Origin of the sequence: Vreelandella azerica (assembly GCF_013112225.1) — a bacterium.
Taxonomy (GTDB): Bacteria; Pseudomonadota; Gammaproteobacteria; order Pseudomonadales; family Halomonadaceae; genus Vreelandella; species Vreelandella azerica.
Genome location: NZ_JABFHI010000003.1, coordinates 92,674 through 116,644, shown reverse-complemented (window position 1 = coordinate 116,644; position 23,971 = coordinate 92,674). Strand labels below are relative to the sequence as shown.

Here is a 23,971-nt window from a genome sequence, read left to right as displayed (position 1 = left end):
GCCTTTGGCAGTAAAGCGGCCAAGGTTCTCGAAACTTTTTCTTCGGCGGTTGGCTGCTGTTTTTTCGCCATTAGCTGGCCCTCCCGATTTGCCCTTTGCGCAGCGCTTCCACCACCTGCTCGCGGGGGCCGTCGGCCATCACCTTGCCGCCGTCCATAACGATAATCCGGTCGACCAGGGAGAGCAGTGAGGTGCGGTGAGTCACCACGATCAGGGTTTTGTCGGCGGCGTAGCGGGTCAGCTGTTTCTTGAGCCGGTCTTCGCTGGCGTGGTCCATGGCGCTGGAGGGCTCATCGAGCAGCAGCACCTGGGGCGCATGCACCACGGCGCGGGCAATTGCAATTGCCTGACGCTGGCCGCCGGAGAGCAGGCTGCCGCCTTCCCCCACGGGTAGATCCACGCCTTGCGGGTGGGAACGCACCAGATCGGCCAGGCCGCTGAGGTTGATGGCGTCGAGCAGCTTGTCGTCATCCACGCCGTCAATACCGCCGCCAGCGACAATGTTGTCGCGCAGAGAGCCGTAGAACAGGGTGATATCCTGGGGCACATAGCCGATATGGCGGCGTAGTTGCAGGGGGTCGTACTGGCGAATGTCCACATCGTCGAGCAGCACAGCACCGCTGGTGGGCTGGTAGAACCCCAGCAGCAGCTTGTTGAGGGTGGATTTACCGGAGCCAATCCGCCCGATCAGGGCGACTTTTTCGCCGGGTTTAAGGCGGAAACTGACCTCGCGCAGGGCATCGCGTTCTTCGTCCGGGTAGCGCAGTGAGACGCTGTCAAAGCGAAGGTCGCCCTGCACCACGGGGCGGTCAATGTAGCGTTTGCTGTCGGTGCGTTCCTGGGGTTTGTCCATCACGCCGTTAAGCGCTTCCAGGGCGGTGGCCGACTGGTGGTATTGGGCCATTAGGCCGGCGGCCTGGCTGATCGGCGCCATGGCTCGGGAGGACAGCAGGTAGGCGGCTATCAGGCCGCCCTGGGTCAACTCACCTTCAATGATCAGGTAGACGCCGATGATAATGATCACCACCGAGACGGTGTGCTGGGCCCAGAGGGCCACACTGGTCACCGAGGTGCTGACCAGACGCAGCTGGGCGGCGGTGCGGGACAGAAAGGCCGAGGCCCGTTCCCAGTTGCCCTGCAGGCGGCTTTCGCCGCGCAGGGCCTTGACGGTTTCCAGATTGCCCACTGCTTCCACTAGGGTGGAGTTACGCTGGGCGCTGATCCGCCAGGTGGTCTCGGAGAGTTCGTGCAGCTTGCTTTGGGCGGCCATGGCGTACAGCAGGACAAACACCGCGCCCACCACAATCGGGATCACCAGGGGCACGCCGATCAGGGCAATAATGGTCATGAACAGTAGCACAAAGGGCAGGTCCACCAGGGCAACGATAGTGGCCGAGCCGATAAAGGCCCTGACCGATTCAAACGACTGCAGGGTGGAGGTGAAGGAGCCGGTGGAGGCCGGCTTGGCTTCCATGCGCATGCCCAGTACCCGCTGCATGATTGAGGACGTCAGCTTGACGTCTGCCCGACTGGCGGCGAGATCGACAAAGAAGTTGCGCATCAGGCGCAAGGCTAGATCAAAACACAGCACGATCAGAATGCCTACTGCCAGCACCCAGAGCGTTTCAGTGGCGGCGTTGGGCACTACCCGGTCGTAGACGTTCATCACAAACAGCGGCATGGCCACGGCAAACAGGTTGATCAGCACCGAGCCCAGGATCACATCCCGATAGAGCTTGCGGTTTTCGCGGATCACGCCCCAGAACCAGTGGCGCTCGCGGGACTGTTTGACTTCCGGCCCGCGGGCGTCAAAGCGGAACTTGGGGCGCACATAGATGGCCTGGCCGCTGTAGGCCTCTGCCAGGCCGTGCAGGCTGATATCGGTGGTGGCGTCGCTGAGTTCCGGAAAGCTGACCGTCGCCTGCCCGGTGCTCAGATCCACCTCTTGCAGCAGACAGGCACGGCCTGATTCCAGCAGCAGGATGACCGGAAACAGCGCCGGGTTCAGCTCGCCCAGCGGGCTTTTGACAATCCGCGCGGTCAGGTCAGCGCGAGCAGCGGCGCGGCCCACGACGCCCGGGGTCAGCTTGCCCTCTTCCAGCGGCAACCCCGCCCGCAGCGCTTCCCGGGTGGTCTCGTGGTGGTGCTGGTGGGCAATACTCAGCAGGCATTCCAGCAGTTCATCCGCCTCCGCCAAGGTCGCGGGCTCTTCTGGCATCAAGTGGCTTTCGTTAGGCACACAGACCTCTATCTAGGGTAGGATCAGCATTTAGCAGCACGCTCACTCTAGCTACTCCGCTTCCTGTTCAGGATGCGGAGTAGCCGGCTTCATTAAACGCGATTAATTAACTGCTGACAGGGAAGGCATCATAGTAGCCCAATGAATCAAGTTGACGGCGCAACTCCATCGGATTGCCATTGGTGCCTACCTGGACGCGGAAGAAACCACCTCCGTTAACCACCCGAACCGAACCATCCACGCGCTGCTGTAGTGACCGTTGTAGCTCACGAGCAGATTCCTCGTTGCTCAATGCCATAACCTGCAGATAGAAATTGGCGGTTGACTGATTAGCGGTTTGGCGCATTGTTTGCGCGGGTTGCTGACGCGACGAAGTTGACCCGGCGTAGCTCGCATTCAAGCTGCCCTGCTGTTGCTCAGCCGATAAGGTCGGCACAGGTTGGGCGCTGCGAGTATCGGTTACCATATAATCGCCGAGTTCACCCAAGGTTTCCAAGGTCACCTCAACGCGCCGATTTTGGCGTCGCCCTTGCGCTGTGTCGTTGCTGGCTACCGGCTGGCGGGAACCGAACCCTTCGGTTTGTATCAGGCTGCCGTTTACTCCTTGCTGGATAAGGAAGTTAGCGACACTCTCAGCGCGCCGACGTGACAACGGCTCATTAATCGCGTCATTACCGGTAGTATCCGCATGGCCAGCGATATAGATGCGCCCAAGATCTTCGCGACCACGAATCTGATCGACCAGCTGCATCAGCTCCGAACGCGCTTCTGCACTAAGCACCGCACTGTCAATAGCAAACAATGCATCTGCCGACAGAATCGCATCCGGTGCACGGGTAGGCTGTGCTGTCACATCACCTACCAGGTCGGCTAACGTAAAGCCTTCCGGGCCCTCAACCGGACACACGGTTTCCGGGTCGATATTGACACCCTGACTGTTAAGATCAGACAGGCTCGGGATATCACTATTGGCCACTTCCAGAGTTTGCAACAGCTGCCCCATCGAGGCCAGTGTACGCGCATCCGCAATCAGCACGTCATATTCAGCGTTAACGTAAGCGCGGCTGGCTTCGAAGTATTCGTTTTCACTGTCAAGCACGTCCAGCAAGGTACGCTCGCCAATATCAAACTGCTGCTGATAGGCGCCGCGCACGCGGTCAATTGACTGACGGTGCTGGTTAAGGTACTCCATCTGCTCGCGCAGGCGCTGGGTATCGTTGTAGGCAATCTGAGTAGTCTGGCGAATGTTATGACAGATCAGCTCACGTTCATTAACTGCAAGATCAATACGCTCACTGGCTGCGCGGAAAGAAGCCAGGTCAGAGCCACCGCGGAATAGATTAACGCTGGCCACTAGCTCAATGCTCTGTTCATCACGGCGCCCCTGCAGGCCTGCATCGCTGTTATTGTTGGTGCCAGCACGCCCAACAATATCCATACGTGGTTGAAAGCCGGAGCGGGTCACATCCTGCTGAGCACGGGCTGCGTCAATATTCTCAATGGCCGCATGAAATTCCGGATTACCTTCAAAAGCCAGGTTGACCGCGTCAGTGACCGAAGGTGGCAAAAACCCAGCCATTTCAGGCGCCTGCTCAAGGGTTTCAGCAGGTAAATCACCCACTATGCGCTTATAGCGAGCTGACACATCGTGAAGGTTGGAAGCCTCTGTCATCAGATTGGATTCGGCCAATGCCAGTCGGCCAGATATCTGCTCAAGATCCACGCCTCGCCCAGCCCCTGAGAGAGCACGCTCTTCAATCTGATTATAAACCCGCAGATGCTCGGCATAGTTATCTTGCGCCAGGCGCACCAGTTCCCTGTGACGTTTGACATCTGCGTAAGCACGGGCAGCTTCAAGAGCGACCTGCTCACTGGCATCCAACAGTTCGTAGTAACGTACTAGACGTGCCTTGTTGAGACGCTCAACTTCATTGGCCGTTGCAAAACCATCAAAAACCATCTGATTGAGTTCAAGTTGCACAAAATCGCTATCAAAACTGCCTCGACCATCCCCTTCCACACTTTCACGCCCGATACCTGCTGTGGCGTCCAGCGTGGGCAAAAAACCTCCGCGCGCTTCATCAGTATCAAAGCCTGCAGCGCTAAACGCTTGGAAGGCAGCCTTCACTTCGGGGTTCTGAGTAATCGTCTGCTGAACCACCGAGCGTAGATCGGCGGAACCTGCTGCCGACATACCGTTGGGCAACGACTGAGCAACGGCCTGTGTCAACGGCAACAGTGCCAAGCCTCCTCCTACAAAAGCCGCTGTAGAAAGCAGTGTCGCTTTGCGAACCGCTGACTTGCCTAGTGTGTACATTGGTTTCATATCCATTGTTGATCCCTTATGTGTCACTCAGTCAGGCTATTTCAGCAGGACTGTTGATGAAGACGTTGTGGTGAGCGCACGCAGTGCCTAGAGAAACATTTTTTAATTATTTTCTTCCGGCACCAAGCTTTTGGACGATTTATAGCCAGCCGCTTCAGACATTGCCTCTACGTCCATCAAGAGCAAAATGACCCAGTCGTGCGGCGCAAAATTTTTGCATGGAACAGATAAATTTTATTTAAGTGCTGCCAGAGTATTTCAATGCTATGAGCAATATAACGTAACCCGATTTAACATTCTAATCCACGCAAAAAATTTTCGCCTAAAAAATCTGATAAATTCCCACGCAACTAGGGTTACATCCTGCCTTACTCCTAAGTTCGCTTTAGAACAACCACATCATCCACCATAGCACCTGCTATCAGGCGACAACTTCCACTCAGCGCTACTGATACGGATATTTTTTACCTTCTACCATAAGCGTCTACCAAGCATTTCATGACTCACAGCCACCGGCTATATAAGAATTTTGCATATAAATAAAGTTATAATATACTGCTATAAACTCAGTTTAATTGACTATAACTATTCGAATTGCTTAAAAAACCCCGATCACTGATCGGGGTTTTTAATATGGACTAGCACCCTTTGGCGATTGGAGAAAGTTGACGTTCACCCGGGAAGAACAATGGCCGTAACCGAATGCCTGCCATGTTGCCGACAAAAGCGGCAATCAGCCATATCCAGCCATGCAGACTGCCTGATGCAATACCACTGAAATAGGCGCCAATGTTACAGCCAAATGCCAGTCGCGCGCCGTAGCCCAACATGATGCCGCCAATCACTGCGGCTGCAACTGAACGTAAAGGTATCCTGAAGTTAGGCGCAAAGCGCCCCGCCAGGCTCGCCGCCATCAAGGCACCCAACATAATGCCAACGTTCATGACGGTAGTGATATCGCCCCAGATGCTGGAATTCAATGCGGCTGCATTCCATGAAGATTGCCAGTAACCCCACTGGGTGACATCACCGCCCACTAACTGATACGCCTTGGCTCCCCATAGTGCAAAAGCCGATGTAATGCCCCAGGGGCGGCCTGCCAGTGCCAGAGTGGCAAAATTCAACAGCGCCAATGCCACTGCCCCAAACAACAGCGGCCAGGGGCCACTCAACCAACGTTCAGTCCCTTGCTTGTTGACGACGCTGGTACGCTCAAGCTGTCCATGACGACGTTTCTCCATGACTACCGTAAAGACAGCAATAGCGGTGAAAAGCGCAAGGCTAATGGCGACACCGCCCCAAGCGCCAGCAAGTTTGACCAGCGAGACGGGCGCAAAGGCCGGCAAGCTTTGCCACCAGGTAAAATGTGCCGAACCAATCACTGAACCGACAATAAAGAACACTAATGTAATCAACATGCGGGCATTACCGCCACCGGCAGTAAACAGGGTACCTGACGCACAGCCACCGCCTAGCTGCATTCCTACGCCGAAGATAAAGGCCCCCACAATCACTGAAAGCCCAATCGGGGCGACAAAGCCATAAACAGAGGTGCCGAACAGTGAACCTGCATCCAACGCTGGGAAAAACAGCACAACCGCAAGGGCCAGCATTACCATCTGGGCGCGTAAACCGCGCCCTTTGCGTTCAGTAATAAAAACCCGCCAAGCGGCAGTAAAACCAAAGGCCGCGTGGTAAAGCACCATACCCAGCAGGCCACCTACCAGCATCAACAGACCGTTACTGGCATCAAACACCATACCCACCAACAAGGAGCCAAGAATAATCAGGGCGCCAGCCGCCAAGGCAAGGCGCGAAGGTGGCGAAGCGGTCAGGGATGAAGAAACAGGGGAGGAAGCGGTCGACATGGTAATCACCTTGAGCAACTCGAAGTAAAAGCGCCGGTTGAGTAACCGGCGTTCAGGGGCTGTTGACGAATTGGCTCAGGGTACCGTGAGGGTGAAATAGCGTAAAATTACTTATTCAAAGGTTAATAGACAAAACAAGAATATCAGCTTAGATAAAGCGCCCAAGCCCAGCGGCACTGCGCAATTTATCCATGGTGATGGCAGCTTCTTCACGGGCGCGCTCGGCGCCTTTTTGCAGTACCGCCTCAATATGCGCTGGGTCTTCCATTAGCGCATTGTAGCGCTCACGAGGAGCTTCCAGATGGGCATTGAGATATTCAAACAGCTGATTTTTGGCATCTCCCCAACCAATACCCTGGGCATATTGCTCGCGCATGGCAGCCACGTCTGACGCTGAGGCAAAGGCAGAATAGATCTGAAACAGCGTGCAGGTCTCCGGGTCTTTTGGCTCGCCAGGCTCCAGCGAATTGGTCTTGATCTTGCGCACCAGCTTCAGCAGTTTTTTCTCACTGACAAACAGCGGAATAGTATTGTTGTAGCTTTTTGACATCTTGCGGCCATCCAGGCCCCCAACACTTCCACTTTTTCATCCACCACTGCTTCCGGCAGAGTGAAGTACTGGCCTTTGTAGAGATGATTAAAGCGCCCGGCGATATCCCGCGCCATTTCAATATGCTGAATCTGATCACGCCCCACCGGCACCTTGTTGGCATTGAACATCAGAATATCCGCCGCCATCAGCACTGGGTAGCCAAACAGCCCCATGGTAATGCCTTTATCCGGGTCCTGATTACCCGCTTCTTCGTTTTCAGCCACGGCGGCTTTATAGGCATGAGCGCGGTTCATCAGACCCTTGGCGCACACGCAGGACAGCATCCAGGTCAACTCGGGGATCTCAACGATATCCGATTGACGGTAGAAGATGGCGTTATCGGTATCGAGCCCCAGCGCCAGCCAGGTGGCCGCGATTTCCAGCCGCGATTGCTGTACGCGTTTAGGATCCTGACACTTGATCAGGGCGTGGTAATCAGCCAGAAAATAGAACGACTGGACGTTAGAGTCCTGACTGGCTTCGATCGCCGGTTTGATCGCTCCGACATAGTTCCCCAAGTGCGGCGTACCTGTGGTGGTAATACCGGTAAGAACGCGAGTTTTGCTGGTTGGATGCATGCGGTTAAGGCTCTTGGTCAAATGCGTCAATGATAACGCGACGCCTGCGCCAAGGCGACCATCGCCAACCGTCAATCCATGCCTGAACATTCAGCGCTACGGGCAACAGGCTATAACGCATGCCAGCGTAGCGTCGCGGCTGCGTCAATCTCATCATACAGACGGGTCATCACCAGGGTTCGGCTGGCAATTGCGCGCGCCCTGGCCTGGTCAATCAGCTGTGCACGCAGCAAGACGGTGGCCGTGACACTGTGCTCAACCGCCACGCCATCGATTACAACGTCAAGCTTATCTCCATTGCTCAGGCAATGACCGGCAATGCTGTCAACACATTGACGACACTCAAGCTGTACGGCTGGGTATACACTGCTGAAAGCGTTAAAATCACCCCAGTCGTGATGACCTGCACAGCTGGCCAGCGCTGAATTCGCCGGATTTTCCAGCAGCATGACAGCCACACCTTCGCTGGCCATCTGCACCAGCGCCGCCGCACGGTAGCTGGCCGCCTGTTTATTTTCCAGCAAGCTGGCATGCATGGCGGAAATAGCTATTAGGGCGGTACTGGCCAGCAGCACCATAACAATCACCAGCGCTACGCCGCGCTGCGCCTGCATCACTTACCTCCTGTGAGCACTGTGCTCGCATCATGCTGGGCCAGCGCAGCAACCCTGCTCTGCACGTTGAAGGCAATGGTTTCATAGCCCTGGGAGTTATCAGCGCTAAGCTGCAAAGTCAGCTGATAGCGGCCCTTGCCTTTCGCCTCTACGGCAAACGCACTGTCATCATGAAAGCCACTGATCAACGGCTGGCTGGTTTTCCATCCCCCAGGCTCCCTGCATTCGCTGAGAGTCAGTGAATAACCGCCCGATGGAGCCGGATTGAGGTAATAACGTTTATCCAAGTCAGGTGTTGCACAGCTGGATAACGCATCCTTGGGCACCGCCAGCTTGATGGCATGGCTTTCATGAGTGACCGTATGAGCATTGCGGATATCGCGGATCAGCGTTTCCGTTACAAAAATCAGCGTTTCCTGACGACGGCTTAAAGCGTCTACCTGCTGGAAAGTAGTCAGTGCTGACAAGTAAAGCTGCCCTGCCCCGAGGATGGTAAGCGCCGCAATGGCCAGAGCGACCATCAGTTCCACCAGGGTAATCCCCGCCTGACGCTTCATGATCAGGCATCGCTCAGGTCGGGCAAGCGGAAGGTATAGGAATAAGCAGGGTTACCATCGTTCAGGGTAACCTCAACTTCAAAGGTACAGCCGGAACCTTTGAGATGGCCGCTTAGCGCCGCAAGTGGTGTCTGGCTATCGGCAAACCAGGCGGTTTGCCAGTCACTTCTGACACTGGCGGTAAGCCCGCTGCAGTTGCCGTCCGGGGAATTGGCCAAGGCTGCCCAAAGACGTTCCTGGGCATCAATAGCCGCCAGGGTAGCAACACTGCGCTGATAGCTTTGGGTAGCACTTTTCAGCGCATTCAGCTGGAGTGCAGCCATCCCCAACAGCCCAAAGGCCAGAACTACCAGCGCTACCAAGACTTCTATCAGCCCAAAACCCGCTTGTCTGCCCGCTGCGATTCGATATGCCATTGTGCCTCCCTGCACATGCGCGATGTTATCCCATGATTACCAGCATTCTTGCGGTGCACGCTCTCCAAGGGCATTGAGGGTAATACCACTGTCACAGCCATCGCTGCGCTCTGTGGCTGCGGTTAGCGTAAACCCGCCATCATCGTCTTCTACTGATTTAGTAATAGTATAGCTGCCGTCCGGGGATTCTGCTGTATCAGGCGTGCAGTCTTCATAGGAATATTCACGCGAATAGCAGCGCTCCATTTCCGAGGCTGCCTGCAGCAGCCCTGCGTGGGCATCGCTGCGCAGGGAACGCTCCACATAGGCGGTATAGCGCGGGTAGCCGATGGCTGCCAGTATTCCGATGACGGCCACGACAATCAGCATTTCGATCAGCGTAAAGCCGTGCTGGAAGCGTCCAGCACGCAGGCGTAAAACGTAAGGGGAGTAAGAGGACACGGGGTGCTCCATAGGCTGCTCGAGTAGACAGGCAGTATGTCGCAAGCCCCCGTTGATTGCATTAGAAGAGAGTGCTCTAACTGCTGGCAATAACCCGTTCGCGCAGTTCGCTGGGCATTGAAAACGTGATCGTTTCCTCACGACCCACCAACTCCTGTGGTGCTGTCGCCCCCAGTGACTGCAGCCGCTCAATCACACCTTTTACCAGTACTTCAGGGGCACTGGCACCGGCGGTGATGCCGATACGGCTGACGCCTTTCAGCCAGCTTTCGTCAATCTGTTCAGCGTCATCCACCAGATACGCGGCCGTGCCCATACGTTCGGACAGCTCACGCAGGCGGTTGGAGTTGGAACTGTTGGCGCTGCCGACGACCAGCACCAGATCGCTATCTGCGGCCAGTTCACGTACCGCATCCTGACGGTTCTGGGTGGCGTAGCAGATATCGTCCTTGCGCGGCCCCTGGATCTCAGGGAACTTGTCACGCAGGGCATCAATGACCCGAGCGGTATCATCCATGGAGAGCGTGGTCTGGGTAACAAACGCCAGGGTTGTCGGGTCATTGACTGTCAGGCGGGCCACATCCTCTTCGTCTTCGACCAGATAGATACGCCCCCTTTCGAGTCGTCGTAGCGACCCATGGTGCCTTCTACTTCAGGGTGGCCCTCATGACCAATCAGAATACATTCCTGACCGCGCTTGGCGTAGCGCAGCACTTCCATATGCACCTTGGTGACCAGCGGGCAGGTGGCATCAAACACCTTGAGACCGCGGCGCTCGGCATCCTGCTGCACCGCCCGAGAAACGCCATGGGCCGAGAAGATCACGATGACGTCATCCGGCACTTCATCGAGTTCCTCAACAAATACTGCCCCACGTTCACGCAGGGTATCGACCACATAGCGATTGTGTACCACTTCATGACGTACATAGATCGGTGCGCCAAACACATCCAGCGCACGATTGACGATATCAATTGCCCGGTCGACGCCCGCGCAGAATCCGCGCGGGTTGGCCAGCTTGATCTGCACCGGCTGAGTCGGCTCGGCAAGCTCTGTTGCACCTTGTGATGAAAGCTCTGGTGACTGCATAAAAGCGCCTTGATGCCTCACGCATCGGTTAATAAATAAAACTAGCCCCTAATGCTTGGTGACCGGCGTCACATTCAGCACTTCAACTTCAAACGTCAGCGTACGCCCTGCCAGCGGGTGGTTGAAATCCACCTCGACCCGCTCGTCATCAATGGTTTTGACCACTCCGGGCAGTTCGGTTCCCGCTTTATCGGCAAACGACATCACCATACCAATCTCGGGTTCCTGGTCACCAAAATCTTCACGTTTGAGGGTCTGAATATTCTGCGGATTATGCTGGCCAAAGGCATGCTCAGGCGTAATGGTGTAGCGTCCGCCCTGGCCAACCCCCAGCCCCTTGATCGGGTTTTCAAAGCCCGGCGGCAGGTTGCCATCACCAAACTGGAAGGTGGCGGGGGCTTTTTCACGGGTTGAATCCACTACCGTGCCATCTTCAAGCGTCAAGGTGAAGTGCAGGGTAATTTCCATACCATCGTCAATCAGATAATCGCTCATCGGTAATCTGTGCCCTTGAAAAGTAGAAGCAGGCATCAAGCCTTGCGTTGTTTACGCCGACGGTCGGCAAAGAGTGATTCCCAGATCATGCCCGCAGCGCCCAGGGTAATACCGATATCCGCGATATTAAACGCTGGGTAATACCAGCCCGCCACGTGGAACGACAGAAAATCCACCACATAGCCGTGTACTAGCCGATCATAAAGGTTACCCAAAGCGCCGCCAATAATCAGCGGCAGTGCAATCGCCAGCAGCTTTTCATCCGTCTTCAACCGCGACAGCCAGACCGTCAGGGCAATACTTGCCCCAATAGCCACCGCAGCAAAGAACCAACGCTGCCAACCAGGGTGCCCGGCCAGAAAGCTGAACGCCGCGCCGGTATTGTGCAACAGCGTCAGGTTAAAGAACGGCAGCACCTCTACCGGCTGGGCATAATTCAGCCAGTGGCTGGCGGCATATTTAGTTGCCAGATCCAGCGCTATCACCACCAGCGCCAGCCACAGCCAGCGCAGCGGTTGACGCATGGGCGCCAGCGGCGCTTGCGAGCCCGCCTGATCAGGCATAGCGGCGCGTCTCCCCGGGCCTTCCGGCAGGTTGCTGATACAGCGTCCGCATAGATCCGGATGATCCGCATGGGTGCCGACATCTTCACGGTGATGCCAGCAGCGCTCACACTTGGTGTGTTCGCTGGCCGCTACAGCCACCTTGAGGTTAGCAAGCTCAGTGACTTCGGCGTTGTCTCCCTCGGCAAGCGGCGCCAGATGTACCTCGCTGGTCAGCATCACGAAACGCAGCTCATCGCCCAGCTTGGTCAGCGTCTGCTGCAGGCTGTCATCTACATACAGGGTAACATCCGCGGCCAGGCTGCCCTTGATCACCTTGGCATTACGTGCATCTTCCAGGCACTTGTTGACCGCATGCTTGACTTCCAGCACCTGCTCCCAGAAATCACGCCCCAGCTCCGCCTGATCATCCAGGGTGCCAAGACCCTGATAATACTCTTCCAGCAGAACGCTATCGCCCCGCTCACCCGGAATATGGGTGTAGATTTCTTCAGCGGTGAACGACAGGATCGGCGCTACCCAACGGGAAAGCGCTTCCACCACATGATAAAGCGCAGTTTGCACACTGCGCCGAGCCAGCGAATCTACCTGAGTGGTGTACTGGCGATCCTTGATCACATCCAGATAGAAACCGCCCAGCTCCCGGGCGCAGAACCCATGAACCTGCTGGTAGACATCCAGGAAGCGGTATTCTTCATAGGCTTTTTCAATCCGCCTCTGCAGCTGGGCAGCGCGGTCGACCACCCATTGATCCAGCGCCAGCATATCGCCAAAGGCGACCTGATCACGCGCCGGATCAAAGCCGTTGAGGTTGGAAAGCAGGAAACGCGCCGTGTTGCGAATACGCCGATACACATCCGCCGTGCGCTTGAGGATTTCATCGGAAACCGCCATTTCACCGGAGTAATCCGTTGAGGCCACCCATAGACGCAGGATGTCAGCCCCCAGCTTGTCCATCACTTCCTGGGGCGCTACCACATTGCCCACAGATTTTGACATCTTGCGACCCTGGGCATCGACGGTAAACCCATGGGTCAGCAGGCCACGGTAAGGCGGGTGACCGTCAATCGCGCAGCCGGTCAGCAGTGACGAATGGAACCAGCCACGATGCTGGTCGGAGCCTTCCAGATACAGGTCAGCCTGCGGGCCGCTGGCATGCCCATGCGGGTGAGAGCCGCGCAGCACGTGGCGGTGGGTGGTGCCGGAGTCAAACCACACATCCAGGGTATCGGTGACCTTATCGTACTCCGCGGCTTCTGCCCCCAACAGTTCAGCGGGGTCAAGCTTGAACCACGCCTCAATGCCATCCTGCTCGACGCGCTTGGCCGCTTCCTCCATCAGCTCAAGCGTTCTAGGATGCAACTCGCCAGTCTGCTTGTGAAGGAAGAAAGGAATCGGCACGCCCCAGTTACGCTGGCGGGAAATACACCAGTCCGGGCGATTGGCAATCATGCTGTGCAGCCGCGCCTGACCCCAGGCAGGTGTAAAGACGGTATCCTCGATCCCCTTGAGCGCCTTGTCACGCAGGGTCTGGCCGTCTTTACCCTGAATATCCATGCCCACAAACCACTGCGCCGTAGCCCGGTAAATAACCGGCGTTTTATGGCGCCAGCAGTGCATATAGCTGTGCTGATAGCGCTTGTGATTCATCAGCGCGCCCACCTCGCGCAGCTTTTCGACAATCTGCGGGTTGGCCTTCCAGATCATCTGGCCGCCAAAGAAAGGCAGATCATCAACATACACACCGTTGCCCTGCACCGGGTTGAGCATGTCATCAAAGCTCATGCCGTGCTCACGGCAGGTGTTGAAGTCATCAACCCCGTAGGAAGGCGAGGAGTGAACAATACCGGTGCTGCCTACCTCAGATTCCACATAGTCGGCCAGATACACCGGTGAGAGGCGCTCATAGAAAGGATGGCGGAAGTTGATCAGATCCAGCTGCTTGCCCTGAGTCGTGGCGATTACCTCGCCGCTCAGCTCATAGCGTTCCAAGCAGCTTTCCACCAGCTCTTCTGCCAGTACCAGCAACTTGTCACCCACATCGACCAGCGCATAGGTAAACTCAGGATGAACGTTAAGCGCCTGGTTGGCCGGAATCGTCCAGGGTGTGGTGGTCCAGATCACGATGGAGGTCGGCTTGGGCAAAGCATCAAGGCCGAACGCCGCCGCCAGCTTGTCAGCGTCTTCCACCGGGAAAGCCACATCAATGGCGTCTGATGTCTTGTCGGCATATTCAACTTCGGCCTCGGCCAGCGCCGAGCCGCAGTCAAAGCACCAGTTAACCGGCTTTAGCCCCTTAAACACGTAGCCCGCATCGACCATATCGGCCAGGGCACGCATCTCACCCGCTTCGTTGGCGTAATCCATCGAGCGGTAGGGGTGTTCCCAATCGCCGATAATACCCAGGCGGACAAAATCCGTCAGCTGGGTTTCAATCTGTGACGTGGCATAGTCACGGCACAGCTCGCGAGCTTTATCCGCTCCCAGATGCTTACCGTGGGTGGTTTCCACCTTATGCTCAATCGGCAGGCCATGGCAGTCCCAGCCCGGCACGTAAGGGGCATCAAAACCGGCCAGGTTCTTGGACTTGACAATAATATCCTTGAGAATCTTGTTGACGGCGTGACCGATATGAATGCTGCCATTGGCGTAGGGAGGGCCATCGTGCAGAACAAACTGTGGCCTGCCCGCGCGCGCCTCGCGCAGGCGCTGATACAGGTTCATGTCCTGCCATTTGGAAACCCGGCCAGGCTCCTGCTTGGGCAGCATGCCGCGCATCGGAAAGTCTGTTTCAGGCAGGTTCAGCGTGTGCTTGTAATCCATAATCCGGTCAGCCGTCGTTAGCGTCAGCGGAATCGTCCGCTGACCTTGTGTCAGAGAAAATAGCTGTCGCTGCGGGAATATCAGCGGCAGAAATATCAGATAAAGGGGCCGGCGCCGAGGCAAGTGGCAAGGCCTGGTTTGCGCCCTGATAATTGGCCAGATAGCGTCGCGCGCGCGCCTGATCCGCGTAAATCTGTGCTTTCAGGGTATCAAAATCATCAAAGCGGGTTTCGCCCCGCAGCCTGGCGCAGGGGTAAACCGTGCAGCGCTGGCCATAGATATTACGGTCAAAGTCAAACAGGTGCACTTCCAGCGTCGGGCGCTGCGCGCCGACGGTAGGGCGATAACCAATATTGGCCACGCTCGGGTAGCAGCACCCGTCTTCAAGCTCTGCTACCGTTGCAAACACCCCACGCAAGGTCAGCGGTTGCGGTAGCAGCGGCAGGTTAGCGGTGGGCACACCAATGGTGCGCCCCAGCTGCTGGTCGCGCACTACGCGCCCGCTTAGTGAATAAGGACGCCCCAATAGACGCGCTGAGGCGTGAAAATTACCGCTGGCCAGCAGAGTTCTCACCCGGGTGCTGGAAACCCGTTCGTCAGCCACGGTGAACGTACGGGTGTGTTCGACGCCAAACCCCTGCTCGCGACCGACTGCTTTCAAGAGATTGAAGTCACCGCGCCGGTCGCAGCCAAAGCGGAAATCATCCCCCACTACCAGATGGCGGACGTCCAGCCCCTTGATCAGCACTTGATCAATAAATTCACGCCCGGTGAGACTGCGTAGCGCATCGTTGAACGGCAGACACAGCACCTGTTCAGCGCCATGAGCCATCAAAAGGCGAACTTTCTCACGCAGGCGGGTCAGCCGTGGCGGTGCCTGCTCGCCAGCGAAGAACTCACGCGGTTGAGGTTCAAATACAACCACCGTCAGCGGCACATCATGGCGGGCCGCGTGTTCGCGGCACTGCTGCAAAATGGCCTGATGCCCACGGTGCACACCATCAAAGTTACCGATGGTTGCCACGCAACCCCGGTGTGCATCGGTCAGATTGTGCAGCCCTCGAATAACGCGCATGGCACCTCAACTGTGTGAAACCTGTAACATCAGGCGATTATAACCAACCTGCCCGCGTCAATGTATGCCTGGCACCGTATTGTAACCTTAACTGTGCATTTTAAGTTGTTTAAGGCGCAGACCAAAGGCCGCCAGCCAGGCAAAGTAGACACCGGCGCCCAACCCTACCAGCACGCTCACCCAACCAACCCGCTGGAAAAGCGAAAACTCGAGCCAGGCCTGCCATTCCGGTGCCAGCCAGTAAAGGCCAATGCTCATCACCGCACTGCCCCCACCAGCTGGAGTGCAAAACGCGGCCAGCCTGGCTGAAACACCAGAATACCTTGCTTACGCAATAGATAGCCCAGCATGCCTGCATTCATAAAGGCCGACAAAGCCGTCGCCAGCGCCAGCCCGGCATGGGCTAGCGGCCAGATCAGAATCAGGTTGAAGACCATATTCGCCAGCATGGCAATGATACCGATTTTGACCGGCGTCTTAGTGTCCTGACGGGCAAAGAAACCCGGCGCCAACACCTTGATCAGCATGAAGGCCAAGAGGCCAAACGCATAGGCGCGCAGGCTCATCGCGGCCATCTGAATATCGTGATCGGTCATGGCGCCATAGTGGAACAGGGTAATCAGCAGCGGCTCGGCCAGCACCGCCAGCGCCAGCGCCGCAGGCAGGCCCAGCAACAGCACCATGCGTATTGCCCAATCCAGCATGGCTGAAAAATGCTCCCGAGACTGGCTGGCATGGCGTTTGGAAAGCGCCGGCAGAATCACCGTGCCAATCGCAACGCCAAACACCCCTAGCGGCAGCTCGACCAGACGGTCTGAATAATACAGCCAGGAAACGCTACCCGCTGCCAGAAATGAAGCCAGAACGGTATCCAATAAGAGGTTGATTTGCGATACCGAGACCCCGAACAGCGCCGGTGCCATCAGCTTCAGAATGCGCCGCACTCCTTCATGGGCAAAATTCGGCCAGGGCTTAGGCAAAAGCCCCAGGCGAAAAAGAAACGGCACCTGAAAAGCCAGCTGGGCGGCACCAGCAATCAGCACCCCCAAGCCAGCGCCATGGCCGGAGTATCCATCAGCGGCACCAGCAAAAGCGCAGCGCCAATCAGTGAAAGATTCAGCAGCACAGGCGTAAAGGCCGGTACTGCAAAACGGTTCCAGGTATTCAGCACGCTGCCTGAAAACGCTGTTAATGAGATCAACAACAGGTACGGAAAGGTCAACTGCAGCATGTCCGCCGTCAGCGCCAGCTTTTCTGGGTCACGCCCGAAGCCGGGCGCAAACACCCATACCAGCCAGGGAGCTGCGAGCATAGCCAAGGCGGTAATCAGCGCCAGCACGGCGGCCAGACTACCGGCGACCGCGTTAAGCAAATCGCGGATCTCTTCCCGGGTGCGCGTCGTGGAATACTCCGAGAGCACCGGAACAAAGGCCTGGTTGAAGGCTCCCTCCGCAAATAGACGGCGCAAAAAATTGGGGATCTTGAACGCCACAAAAAGGCGTCTGCACCGGTGCCTGCCCCTAAAAGGGCGGCAATCACCACATCCCGCGCCAACCCCATGACGCGAGAAAGCATCGTCATTGCACTGACAATCAGCCCCGAGCCCATCAGCCCACGACGGGCGGGCGGCTGATCAGTGCGATCAGGCGTTGGTCTACTCATGGCAGCCTCTCTTGCGTCTCATCCATTAAGACGGGCGTTGACCCAATCGTGTTGACGTCGTTATGGCAGGCAACACAGCTGACAGACACAAAAAAACCGGCCTTGGCCGGTTTTTTTAAGGCGCTTGCCGGCTTACGCCGCCAGAGCCTTGATACGCTTGTTCAAGCGGCTCTTCAGGCGAGCAGCCTTCTTCTTGGAGAGCACGTCCTTGTCCGCAATGCGGTCGATAACCGGCTGCATGGCATGGAAAGCTTCCATTGACTTGGCATGGTCACCAGTATTGATCGCCTTGATCACGTGCTTGATATAAGTACGGACCATGCTGCGCTGGCTGGATTTCAGGACGCGACGCTTCTCGGCCTGGCGGGCGCGCTTGCGAGCTTGCTTGCTGTTCGCCACAGGGTATCTCCTTGGAGAAAAAGGTTGCCGTTAATGGCAACGGATTAACTGTATATTCATCGCTTGGCACCTGGCTGTTAATCAGACAGTGCCTGCTGCGACGTTTCCGACACTCAGTTACCGCTCAGTAAATAATGCGGTAACCGCTTAATTGGATTGGCGTTTTGCCTTACCAAAATGTGCAACTGGCAGTGTTGAAAACTGCCCGTTCACGGGTCTTGTCTGAGAGGATGGCATAGTCTATCACCTGTCAGCCAGGCTTGCCAGCGGTTAGGCGTGTGTCGTGTCGCCGTCAAAGGCAACCTCTATCGGGGCGGGGCGACCAAACAGGAATCCCTGATACAGCCCGCAGCCATGGGCTTTTAACCAGGCAAGCTGCTCCGCCTCTTCAACCCCTTCTGCCACCACTTTCAAGCCAAGACTGCTTGCCAGCAGAATCGTGGTCTCGACAATCGCCGCATCGGCTTTATCAGCCAGCAGTTCACGCACAAAGGATTGATCGATCTTCAACTCATCCAGCGGCAGACGCTTGAGATAGCTTAATGACGAATACCCGGTACCAAAATCATCCAGGGCAAAACGCACGCCATGCTCACGCAGCTGCAACATGGTCAGCCGCACACGGGCTGGGTCGTGCATCAGAAGGCTCTCGGTGACTTCCAGCACCAACCGTCCAGGCGGTGCCTCGGTGCGGTGCAGAATCTTCTCCACATCACTAACAAATTCGGACTGCTGGAACTGAACCGAGCTGACATTGACGGAAATGGTCAATGTCGAATAAGCGGCATTCTGAGTCCACAGCGCCAACTGGCGGGCAGCTTTTTCCAACACCCAGCGGCCAATCGGCACAATCAGCCCGTTGTTTTCCGCCAGAGGAATAAAAAGCCCAGGAGACACCATACCACGCTCAGGGTGCTGCCAGCGCAGCAGCGCCTCCACTCCTGTTGTCACTCCCTGCTCATTGACCTGGCGCTGATAGAAAAGCCTCAATTCATCGCGCTCAAGCGCCTGGTATAAATCTGCTTCAAGGCTGGCTCGTTCCAGCACACTGGTCTGCATGTCGGCATTGAAAAAACGCAGCGTATTGCCGCCTGCCGCCTTGGCTTGCTGAAGCGCCATGTCAGCCTGCTGCAACACCACATCAACCTGTGCCACGGTTTCCTGAAAGAGAGTAATGCCGATACTGGCACTGATCGGCAGGGCATCCTGCACGCTGAGGCGCCCAACGGCATCAATCAGCTGACGGCCCAAGCGCTCAATCTGATTAGCGACGTCCTCAGAGTTGCCATCGATATCATCTACCAATAGCACAAACTCATCGCTACTGAAGCGTGAAAGTATCAAATGTTTATGGGTTTCACCGCCTGACTCTGCGGCTTCCAACGTAGCGGTATCGCCACCTGTCAGCACAGCTTTATGCTCATTGAACGCTGATGCCAGACAGTGCTGTAGGCATTCTGCCACCCCCGCCTTAAAAGCCGGTCTCCGCTATCATGGCCATGAATATCATTGACCAACCTGAAGCTGTCCAGATCAACCACCAGCAGGGCGGTAAAACGGCCATCAGGTATTTTTTTCTCTAACACGGATGCCAGCGACTCAAGCAACAGGCGGCGGTTTGGCAAACCTGTCAGGGCATCGTAAAACGCCAGATAATGAGTGCGCGACTGCATTTCAAGGTAGTCGGTCAAGTCGGTGGAGATACCACACAACGATGGTGCTTCCCCTGGCGCCATCACCAATGGCATCTTGATAGACAGAAAAGTGCGCACCTGCTTATCACCTTTGAGCGCCAGGCTTTCTTCGGTAGTGGTCTTTTTACCACTGGCCATCACACGACGGTCAATGTCGGCCCACTCAGCCACCGTTGCCGCGTCAAAAACTCACTATCACGATGCCCCAGAATCTCGCTGGAAGAACGCTTAAGAAAGTTACACAGTTTGTTATTGACGTAGCGGTATTCAAGGGTCGGCGATTTGATATAGACGTGAGCTTCAAGACTGTCCAGGATGGTTTCCAGCATTTCCCGCTGAGCTTCAAGGCGCGCCGCGCTATGCGCACTGCGCTGGCGCTGCAGCCAGTAACCAGCAAGTGCCGCCAACAGCATCATCAGCAAGGCCGCCAGCGTCCAGGGCAGCCATGCCGGTGTCCGGGGTACGCCAGGCTCAGCGCGCCACTCGCGCAGTGTGGTGTAATAGACAGAACCCGCCTGTGCCTTCCACTCTTTCAGATACTCATCAATGCGCGCCAGAACGCCTTGCGGCGCCTGAACAGAAACAGCGTAATAAAGGCGTACAGGCTGAAAAATGATCGCTGTTTCCTGCAAGCCCATTTCAGCGGCGCGCCAGCCACCAAAGAGATGATTGGCAACGGCAGCATCAGCCCTGCCCTCCTTGACCGCGTCAAAACCATCGGCAAAGCTCTCCACACCCAGCCAGTCAATCTCAATGGCAAAACGTCCGGACAACTCAGCCAGATAACGCTGCTGGATGGAGCCGTTCACCACGGCCAGGCGCCTACCGTCCAGATCCAGAATGGCATCCAACCCGAGCCCCTCACGCTGATAGATCTGCGACCAGCTGTGCAGGGCCGGTTCCTGATGAAACTCCATCCAGCCTGCACGGCTGGCACTCCAGGCAACATCCGGCAGGATATCGATCTCACCAGAGGCAAGCCCATCCAGGCACTCTTGCCACTGGCAATTGACACTCTCAAGCTGCCAGCCTTCGGCATTGGCCATCTCAACCAGCAGCTCGCCTAAAATACCGCGGAGTTCGCCTTCCGCACCGGCAAATAGTTTGGGCGGATTGTCGTAGACACCCACTTTCAGCGACAGCGACTGAGACTCAGCAGGCGTCAGGAGCAGCAGCGACAAGGCAACGGGCATAAGGCAGGCAAACACACCCCGCACGGCTATATGCCCGGCAGCGTCATGGGTCCGGCGCGCTCGACAACACGCTGCCAGGCCGAGTCAGCTTCAATACGTGCCACATAGCGGCTGATCGCTGGATAATCGCGCAATGAATCAGACAGGGCCAACGCCTGCAGCGGAAAGCTCATCTGCACATCCGCACCGCTTGGCCAGGTGCTGGAGAACTGGCCGCGTGGCTCCAGGTGTGCCTCGATCATGGAGAGGTGCTCTGCCAGCTGAGGCGCCAGAAAACGCTCATTGACCGTGGCATTGATGCCCTTGGCGATTGGCTTGATCAAAAGGGGTGATTGTTTGGGCAACTGGCTAAACACCAGACGCATCACCAGCAGCGGCATCAAGGAGCCTTCCGCATAGTGCCGCCAGTAACGTTCATTGACCCAGGCCGCGCTATTATCCGGTGACGGCTCCGTTTGCCCTTGGCCATAACGCATCAGCAGGTAATCGACGATAGCGCCTGATTCGGCAATGGTAATATCGCCATCAGTGACCACCGGCGACTTACCCAGCGGGTGGATCTCTTTTAATGCCTGAGGCGCCAGTTGAGTGTCGTTATCGCGGGCATAGGTAACGATTTCATAGTCAAGCGCAAGGATCTCCAGAAGCCAGAGAACCCGATGCGAGCGAGACTTTTCCAGATGATGGACACGAATCATAACGACTCCACGGTCAAAGAAAGGATGTGCTGATAAACGTCAGCAACAGGTAAACAAGCCTACCTACTTGTTGTGCTAAACCCTACTGGCACTCATCTGGCAACACCAGAGACAAACGTCACACTCGCCTTCGGCCACTAACGCCGCGCGGCCAAGGGTTCGATGCTGATAAATTTTCCCTGGTCGGAAAAGTTCAGCCGAAACGCCCCATGTACGCCGTCTCGGCTGACGACGCGGCGAATGGCTTCCGCCGGAAAAATCACCCAGCGGCCATCCAGGCTGCGGGTGCGCACATTACCTATCCGCCCTTCATAGTGGGCTAGGCATTCGTCATAGGAAAGATGCAATACGATATCAATAGAAGGCATTGACGTTGTGATGTTCCTGTCTTGCAGTCTGAGGACGAGTTGCCGATACTGGTCTACAATGTTACTTCATCGTTTACTTTCTCGGTACCGCTTATGTCCATCTCAGCTGTCAGTAGCGCATTACCGTCGACCTACTGGTCGGTCACTGCCTCTGCGACGAACCGCATAGGCGGTAGCGAGCGTGCCGCAGGGGCGACACTTTCACAGGCAGACCAGCGCCCGTTTGCCGAAACAGGCAATGACTACGCGCGGGTAGCTTCCTCTACCGCCAACCCGGCTGAAGGCACCGCCAACGGCCGCCGGTCTACCGAGCGTTCCACTGATAATGCTGCGCCTGTCAACGCGCCGGAAGGGTCAGAACAGAACCGCCCCGCACAGCCAGGCGACGAGACTCAAGAAAGCCGGGAAAGTAACGAAAACCCTTTTGGTAACGCTCCCACACGTCCGGACGGCACGCCGCTGAACGAACAGGAAATTCGTCAGGTTGAGCAGCTCAAGCAGAGAGATCAAGAAGTTCGCCAACACGAGCGTGCCCATGAAATTGCCGGCGGCCCCTACACCGGCAGTGCCAGCTATGATTATCAATCCGGCCCGGATGGCAACCGCTATGCGGTGGGCGGCGAAGTGCCGATTGATTACGGCCCAGTGAAAGGTGACCCTCAAGCTACCGTCGAGAAAATGCAAACTGTAATTTCTGCGGCCTTGGCACCGGCAGAGCCTTCATCCAAGGATCTGCAGGTCGCTGCTCAGGCGCGCCAGTATTTGCTGGAAGCCAAACTGGAAGCCTCCAGGCTGCAAAGCGAAATGAACAATGCCCGCGCATCGGGCGCAGAAAACAGCAGCGCTGCTGATGCTGAGAATGCACAAGCCGACACCGCCAGCAGCGCTGCTGGCAATACGGGAGACGGCATTGACGCCAGCGCCATGCCTGCCAGAGGCAATCTGGCCGCTGATACTGGTGGCCAAGCGGTTGATCCCAGCATGAGCGCTGACAACTCCCGCGCCGCCTGACGGTTTATTAAAGGGCGTGAAACACGGCCACAAAGCGGAGCACTTGGCCCTCATCATCATGCACAGCGGTGATGGCTTGCCAGTAAAGGGCAATGTCACCGCTTTTGTTGCGGTTCCACACCTGGCCCTGCCAGTGCCCCTTTTCACGCAGTGAACGCCACATCTGCTGATAGAAGTCGTCATCGTGGTGGCCAGACTTAAGCAGGCGTGGCGTTTGCCCTACCGCTTCAGCGCTTGAATAACCGGTAATCTCCTCAAATGCCTGATTCACCCGCTCAATGACCACATCCGCATCGGTAATCAGGGCAGCCTGGCCGGTTTCAAACGCGGCGGCCATCAAGCGCAGCTCATTTTCCTGGCGACGCCAGTGGGTAATATCTTCCTTGACGGCAACATAGTTGAGAATCTCACCGTCGGAATGCTTGACCGGCGTGATGGTCTGCTTCTCCCAGTACAGCTCGCCATTCTTGCGTCGATTGAGAATTTCACCTTTCCAGACATCACCGGCCTTAAGCGTTGCCCACATGGTGTCGTAGACCGCATTCGGTGTCATGCCAGACTGAATCAAGGCGGGCGTTTTACCCAGAAGCTCCTCACGGTCGTAGCCGGTGATTTCCAGAAAACGCTGGTTGACGAACTCGATGCAACCATTCGCATCGGTAATGGCTGTCGCCACCGGGCTCTGCTCAACGGCCACATAAAACTGCTCAAAGCGCAGTCCGGAAAGCGTATCAACCGTTGAGGCTTTTTTATCGGGGTGGCCACTACTGGCAGAGTTAAAAGGATGGGTCATGGCCAGAGGCCTCCTACCTACGCTGATCGTCAATATCCAGGCAGACTCTCTGGCAAAAATGCCTTAAGACAGCCAGGCGCTCGTTATAAAAGCGCCCAGATATCATGACGGCTGTGGCTAGGAAGACGCAAGCCGCGGCGTGGTGCCCACGTCGTGAACCTGATATTTACCGATCATTTCTGCCATTTCTTCTGCCTGCTCATCCAGCGAGCGGCTGGCAGCCGCGACTTCCTCTACTAGAGCAGCGTTCTGCTGGGTAACCTCTTCCAGCTGGGTCATGGCACGGTTGATTTCCTCAATCCCTGATGACTGCTCTGTGGTCGCAGAGGCCATTTCATCGACCAGATTAGCGACTTTCTGCACCCGCTCGGAAATTTTCTTGAGCGTTATCAGCGCTCTGGCGAACGGTCGCGGTGATTTCTTCCATACTTGAGGCCGTCTGCACCAGAGAAGCCTACTGCTCCTCAGTACGCTACG

General features: G+C 56.5%; 20 protein-coding genes and 4 pseudogenes. 1 reads left to right on the top strand and 23 read right to left on the bottom strand.

What is annotated here, in order from left to right:
* Positions 1–70: 70 nt before the first annotated feature.
* The 21 genes and pseudogenes from HLB35_RS08520 to HLB35_RS08425 all read right to left on the bottom strand — a co-directional run bounded on the left by HLB35_RS08520 (position 71) and on the right by HLB35_RS08425 (position 21,690).
* Entirely contained in the window at positions 71–2,218 is a 2,148-nt protein-coding gene (locus tag HLB35_RS08520; RefSeq protein WP_171702476.1) for a type I secretion system permease/ATPase, read from the bottom strand.
* 127 nt (positions 2,219–2,345) lie between these two features.
* Positions 2,346–4,571 carry a TolC family outer membrane protein gene (locus HLB35_RS08515; protein WP_235937088.1) on the bottom strand — a complete coding sequence of 742 codons (2,226 nt, stop codon included), beginning with the start codon at positions 4,569–4,571 and terminating at the stop codon, positions 2,346–2,348.
* A 632-nt stretch (positions 4,572–5,203) separates the two neighbouring features.
* Positions 5,204–6,433 (bottom strand): YeeE/YedE family protein, encoded by a 1,230-nt coding sequence (locus tag HLB35_RS08510; RefSeq protein ID WP_171702266.1) that lies wholly within the window; start codon positions 6,431–6,433, stop codon positions 5,204–5,206.
* Between the two features lie 148 nt (positions 6,434–6,581).
* A pseudogene (locus tag HLB35_RS08505) lies at positions 6,582–7,603 on the bottom strand (tryptophan--tRNA ligase).
* 110 nt (positions 7,604–7,713) lie between these two features.
* Positions 7,714–8,217, bottom strand: coding sequence for a pilus assembly PilX family protein (locus HLB35_RS08500; RefSeq protein ID WP_171702265.1), 504 nt, complete (start codon positions 8,215–8,217; stop codon positions 7,714–7,716).
* Positions 8,217–8,774 carry a PilW family protein gene (locus HLB35_RS08495; protein ID WP_171702264.1) on the bottom strand — a complete coding sequence of 186 codons (558 nt, stop codon included), beginning with the start codon at positions 8,772–8,774 and terminating at the stop codon, positions 8,217–8,219. The genes HLB35_RS08500 and HLB35_RS08495 overlap by 1 nt, the downstream gene beginning before the upstream one ends.
* Before the next feature lie 2 nt (positions 8,775–8,776).
* Positions 8,777–9,190 (bottom strand): type IV pilus modification protein PilV, encoded by a 414-nt coding sequence (pilV, locus tag HLB35_RS08490; RefSeq protein WP_171702263.1) that lies wholly within the window; start codon positions 9,188–9,190, stop codon positions 8,777–8,779.
* Positions 9,191–9,226: 36 nt separating this feature from the next.
* Positions 9,227–9,631 carry a type IV pilin protein gene (locus HLB35_RS08485; RefSeq protein WP_328731402.1) on the bottom strand — a complete coding sequence of 135 codons (405 nt, stop codon included), beginning with the start codon at positions 9,629–9,631 and terminating at the stop codon, positions 9,227–9,229.
* 76 nt (positions 9,632–9,707) lie between these two features.
* A pseudogene (gene ispH / locus HLB35_RS08480) lies at positions 9,708–10,720 on the bottom strand (4-hydroxy-3-methylbut-2-enyl diphosphate reductase).
* A 48-nt stretch (positions 10,721–10,768) separates the two neighbouring features.
* Positions 10,769–11,215 carry an FKBP-type peptidyl-prolyl cis-trans isomerase gene (fkpB, locus tag HLB35_RS08475; protein ID WP_171702261.1) on the bottom strand — a complete coding sequence of 149 codons (447 nt, stop codon included), beginning with the start codon at positions 11,213–11,215 and terminating at the stop codon, positions 10,769–10,771.
* Positions 11,216–11,250: 35 nt separating this feature from the next.
* On the bottom strand, positions 11,251–11,778 hold the full coding sequence (lspA, locus tag HLB35_RS08470) for a signal peptidase II (RefSeq protein WP_171702474.1): 528 nt from the start codon (positions 11,776–11,778) through the stop codon (positions 11,251–11,253).
* Positions 11,771–14,601: pseudogene (gene ileS / locus HLB35_RS08465) on the bottom strand (isoleucine--tRNA ligase). The gene lspA and the pseudogene ileS overlap by 8 nt, the downstream one beginning before the upstream one ends.
* Positions 14,602–14,608: 7 nt before the next feature.
* Positions 14,609–15,676 (bottom strand): bifunctional riboflavin kinase/FAD synthetase, encoded by a 1,068-nt coding sequence (ribF, locus tag HLB35_RS08460; RefSeq protein ID WP_171702260.1) that lies wholly within the window; start codon positions 15,674–15,676, stop codon positions 14,609–14,611.
* 87 nt (positions 15,677–15,763) lie between these two features.
* On the bottom strand, positions 15,764–15,934 hold the full coding sequence (locus tag HLB35_RS17200; protein WP_235937087.1) for a hypothetical protein: 171 nt from the start codon (positions 15,932–15,934) through the stop codon (positions 15,764–15,766).
* Positions 15,934–17,168, bottom strand: a pseudogene (gene murJ / locus HLB35_RS08455) (murein biosynthesis integral membrane protein MurJ). Before murJ ends, HLB35_RS17200 begins: the two are co-directional and overlap by 1 nt.
* Before the next feature lie 302 nt (positions 17,169–17,470).
* Entirely contained in the window at positions 17,471–17,737 is a 267-nt protein-coding gene (rpsT, locus tag HLB35_RS08450; protein ID WP_171702259.1) for a 30S ribosomal protein S20, read from the bottom strand.
* Positions 17,738–18,007: 270 nt separating this feature from the next.
* Positions 18,008–19,147 carry a putative bifunctional diguanylate cyclase/phosphodiesterase gene (locus tag HLB35_RS08445; RefSeq protein ID WP_328731398.1) on the bottom strand — a complete coding sequence of 380 codons (1,140 nt, stop codon included), beginning with the start codon at positions 19,145–19,147 and terminating at the stop codon, positions 18,008–18,010.
* Entirely contained in the window at positions 19,141–19,602 is a 462-nt protein-coding gene (locus HLB35_RS18335) for a diguanylate cyclase domain-containing protein (RefSeq protein WP_171702257.1), read from the bottom strand. The genes HLB35_RS08445 and HLB35_RS18335 overlap by 7 nt, the downstream gene beginning before the upstream one ends.
* Positions 19,569–20,624, bottom strand: a complete 1,056-nt coding sequence (locus HLB35_RS08435; protein WP_171702256.1) for a transporter substrate-binding domain-containing protein — start codon at positions 20,622–20,624, stop codon at positions 19,569–19,571. Before HLB35_RS08435 ends, HLB35_RS18335 begins: the two co-directional genes overlap by 34 nt.
* A 26-nt stretch (positions 20,625–20,650) precedes the next feature.
* Positions 20,651–21,322, bottom strand: coding sequence for a glutathione S-transferase (locus HLB35_RS08430; RefSeq protein WP_171702255.1), 672 nt, complete (start codon positions 21,320–21,322; stop codon positions 20,651–20,653).
* Between the two features lie 137 nt (positions 21,323–21,459).
* Entirely contained in the window at positions 21,460–21,690 is a 231-nt protein-coding gene (locus tag HLB35_RS08425) for a DUF2835 domain-containing protein (protein WP_171702254.1), read from the bottom strand.
* Between the two features lie 21 nt (positions 21,691–21,711).
* Here HLB35_RS08425 and HLB35_RS08420 point away from each other — a divergent pair, with 21 nt between their 5' ends.
* The gene (locus HLB35_RS08420) at positions 21,712–22,701 is read left to right on the top strand and encodes a putative metalloprotease CJM1_0395 family protein (protein WP_328731397.1); all 990 of its coding nucleotides are present in this window, start codon (positions 21,712–21,714) and stop codon (positions 22,699–22,701) included.
* Positions 22,702–22,708: 7 nt separating this feature from the next.
* On the opposite strand, the gene HLB35_RS08415 is transcribed toward HLB35_RS08420, so the two are convergent.
* The gene (locus HLB35_RS08415; RefSeq protein WP_171702252.1) at positions 22,709–23,494 is read right to left on the bottom strand and encodes a PAS domain-containing protein; all 786 of its coding nucleotides are present in this window, start codon (positions 23,492–23,494) and stop codon (positions 22,709–22,711) included.
* Positions 23,495–23,611: 117 nt separating this feature from the next.
* Positions 23,612–23,857, bottom strand: coding sequence for a hypothetical protein (locus tag HLB35_RS17190; protein ID WP_328731395.1), 246 nt, complete (start codon positions 23,855–23,857; stop codon positions 23,612–23,614).
* Between the last annotated feature and the right edge of the window lie 114 nt (positions 23,858–23,971).